This is a genomic window from Trabulsiella odontotermitis, from assembly GCF_001188485.1.
Lineage (GTDB): Bacteria > Pseudomonadota > Gammaproteobacteria > Enterobacterales > Enterobacteriaceae > Trabulsiella > Trabulsiella odontotermitis_A.
In genome coordinates, this window is sequence record NZ_JNGH01000021.1 from 1 (window position 1) to 3,285 (window position 3,285).

Below are 3,285 nucleotides of genomic sequence, written 5' to 3' on the forward strand. Positions count from 1 at the left end.
CGGAGATCGCGCACATTCTGCCGGCTCACGTTCCCCCACGCGCTGTATTTCCCTGACCAGCACAGTTCTCCATGCTCATCCGGCATAATCCCGTGGCGTACCGTTCACATCCGTGTGGAACCAGTGGAGCGTTTCTTCAGCAGTGTCTTTATTTCGTGTCAGCCGCGCCAGTGGTGTCCAGGATGCTTCCGGGTAATACTATTGAACCTCAGCTAATCCCGGATGGTCACTTGTCCGGAGCAAAAAAGGATCGTACTGAAAGAGTTTGCTGGAGAACAATAGCTTTCTCTCAATTTTAACAAGAATCATTTATTGTTTGACTGGTATCCTGAAATCAAAAATGGCGATAGTATTTTCCCGCCTACCAATCAACTTAAAAATCCAGGTAACCACCTATCGCCTTTGAAGGTGATGTATCATCGTCGACTACAAGTTTGTCAATAAAATCTTTGAAATCATACGCAACCAATGTCAATCCAGATACTTTTCCATCGTCATCAAAAGCAGGATTAGTCTCGTGATCCCAAAACCAAATTGTTTCTTTCTTTTTACCTTTAATACAAATACATATTTGATTTCCTCCTGAAGAAAGAGCTATCGGAATTAATTCCATATTGAAATCATTTTTATAAGTATTTATTACTTCGAAGAGAGTATAACCATCATTGGTATTACTCAATCCGTACAAATACTCAATTGCATCATATCCTTTCTTATCCGCCCACGGTGAAGGTTCAAGACTTTTGAGCAAAACCATAACACTAAATTTTACTGTACTACCAAAGTACAATAAAAAATCACGATAGACAGTTGGTAATTTACCAGTTAACTTTTCAACCTTATCTAAAAGACGTTTTTTTTCATATGTACTAACTGACGTAACCTTCCCTCCCAAAGATTCAATTTTGCTTAACATGTTCCACCTCCACGAGAATTTCTCATATCTGATGCGGAACCAATATGTGGGACATTCCCATGCAGATCTGAGGGTACTAAAATTATCTCCGTTGAACTGAGATGATGTGGAGTTATCTTACTTTGCGATAACAAATCTCTTGCCATAGTTGGAGTTATTCCTTTTTGTTCAGCAATATATTTATATACTTCGGTAAAATCATGTCTGCTACCATCTAAAACGCCTTCTGAGAATATGATGGAACCCTTTGACCAAGGTGAAAAATCTGGTCTACCATTTGAAAATGATACGGGTTTACCACCAGTAATAGCATTCACAAGTTTGTTATCGGAATACCAGTTACTTGCGCCAGGTACACCATCCCAATAGCCACCTGTCCTTGGAAGGCGAGTTCCTTCTAATCCCAGCGGATCAATCCACCCAAGCGGATTCGGCGCATACTGGTATAAGTTAATGCCCCCCGCCAGCCCTATCGGGTCCTGGGTTGTGAACCGCCCACATTCCGGATCATAATATCGGTACGTATTATAATGCAGCCCGGTTTCCCTGTCACAGTATTGTCCCGGGTAACGCAGCGGCTGATGCACTTCCCGGTATGCACTTTCCCGGAGATCGCGCACATTCTGCCGGCTCACGTTCCCCCACGCACTGTACTTCCCTGACCAGCACAGTTCCCCGTGCTCATCTGTCATATCCAGTGGCGTTCCGTTCACATCCGTGTGGAACCAGTGAAGCGTTTCCTCAGCTGTGTCTTTATGTCGTGTCAGCCGCGCCAGTGGTGTCCAGGCTGAGTCAGGGTCGTAGAAATAAGTCAGGGTCTGGCTGATATGGCATTCCTGGGTCAAACGCATTCCTGTCCAGACAAAACGCGTCTCCTGCTCGTCCTGCCACGCGCCTCCCTGACGATACCGCACCCGTTTACCCTGACGCCGGCCCAGCGCATCGTACTCATACCGGCTTTCGTATTCCCCTTTCGGGCCATGCCCCCAGGAACGCAGTAACCGGTTTTCGTCATCATAGGCAAAATACTGGCTCAGATTGCCCCGGTTGCGCCGGATAGTGTTACCCCACGCATCATATTCGTAGGTGTATTCCCCCTGACGGGCGACGCGGTTACTCACGGTGGCACCCTCAAACTGGGGCTCCACGGTTTCAAACGGCGTTTTCACCGGGTTCAGCCGGTTATCCGCATTGTCATAGTGGAAATATTCCGCCAGCGCCAGCGGGTCACTCTCCCGGTATGAGGTCAGTCGTCCTTCCGCGTCGTAACCGTAATACTGATTACCACGGATAAAATCGGAGGTGGCGGTCAGTTCCCCGCTCGGCTAATCAGAGGAATCAATAGACAAATGAGGAACCAAGAAGATCGAAAATCCTTCCGGCTAACACATCATAAAAATAAGCTGAAGTAGCTAAATAAACTCTATTCTTATAATCTAGCAATACTAAAGTTCCATCCACTCACAACATACAGGGCGAATTTTAGTCTCAAAAAAATATTTTGAAGCTTCATTCATTACCGTGACTGGAACAATATTTTCTCTCGCTAATGTAACAGTCCCGCCCTCCATATTTTCATAAAAAAACTCAACCCCATCCATTTTTTTTTCGTTACAGGAAACGAAAGATTCACCCTCTTCCCCCATAAAATATAAAACACATAAATTATCTTTCACAAAAATATTTAGTTGCGGAAACCCGCTTTCATTAAAAGAGAAAGCAAAGTTGTTAGAATTAAACGCAGGCCTCTTAGCCAAAAAAGAAAGCAATTCTTCATTTGAGTCAATGATTACTTCACCATTAAAATCACTGCTATACATTTTAACACCCTCTTGTACTTACTGGCTTTTTAGGCTCTTTCCCATTTCCAGTAAATGTTCTGTCAGTTCCAATTGCTCCACGCTTTTTAGGAACAGCTCCTTTGGGTGGAACAACCGTCAGTTTTGCATTTTCAGGTAATAATGTTTCTGTCATATTTACACAAAAGCCGCAAGTACCATCTGGGTTGTTATGGAATACTATCCCTTCATCAATTCCATTAACTCCCATAAACAAAGCTGATTGCCCTTCCACATGTGTTGCGCTAGCGTAATTAGGATAAGCTGTAGTACCCCCCGAAGTAAATACTTGCGACTGAACCCCCCCGGTGCCATCAACATAGTAAAAAATGCCACTTGTTTGTCCAGTATATGGAGGCAATTGAGGACGAGGTATTTGATTAGTACCAAGTGTATAGCTATCTGCCAACCCCAGTGGATCAATCCACCCAAGCGGATTCGGCGCATACTGGTAAAGGTTTAATCCCCCCGCCAGCCCTATCGGGTCCTGGGTCGTGAACCGCCCGCATTCCGGATCATAATACCGGTAAG

Annotated in this window: 5 protein-coding genes; all 5 read right to left on the minus strand. The window is 44.7% G+C overall.

Going from position 1 to position 3,285, the window contains the following annotated elements:
* Nucleotides 1-86, minus strand: an 86-nt coding sequence (locus GM30_RS27770) for an RHS domain-containing protein (protein WP_193391761.1), incomplete at its 3' end; no start/stop codon positions are given.
* 287 nt (nt 87-373) lie between these two features.
* Entirely contained in the window at nt 374-916 is a 543-nt protein-coding gene (locus tag GM30_RS01115) for an SMI1/KNR4 family protein (RefSeq protein WP_049847146.1), read from the minus strand.
* Nucleotides 910-2,229 carry an RHS repeat-associated core domain-containing protein gene (locus GM30_RS01120; RefSeq protein WP_476690345.1) on the minus strand — a complete coding sequence of 440 codons (1,320 nt, stop codon included), beginning with the start codon at nt 2,227-2,229 and terminating at the stop codon, nt 910-912. The genes GM30_RS01115 and GM30_RS01120 overlap by 7 nt, the downstream gene beginning before the upstream one ends.
* Before the next feature lie 132 nt (nt 2,230-2,361).
* Nucleotides 2,362-2,736 carry a hypothetical protein gene (locus tag GM30_RS01125; RefSeq protein WP_049847147.1) on the minus strand — a complete coding sequence of 125 codons (375 nt, stop codon included), beginning with the start codon at nt 2,734-2,736 and terminating at the stop codon, nt 2,362-2,364.
* A gap of 1 nt (nt 2,737) precedes the next feature.
* A partial coding sequence (locus tag GM30_RS23490; RefSeq protein ID WP_274519028.1) for an RHS repeat-associated core domain-containing protein occupies nt 2,738-3,285 on the minus strand: 548 nt, incomplete at its 5' end.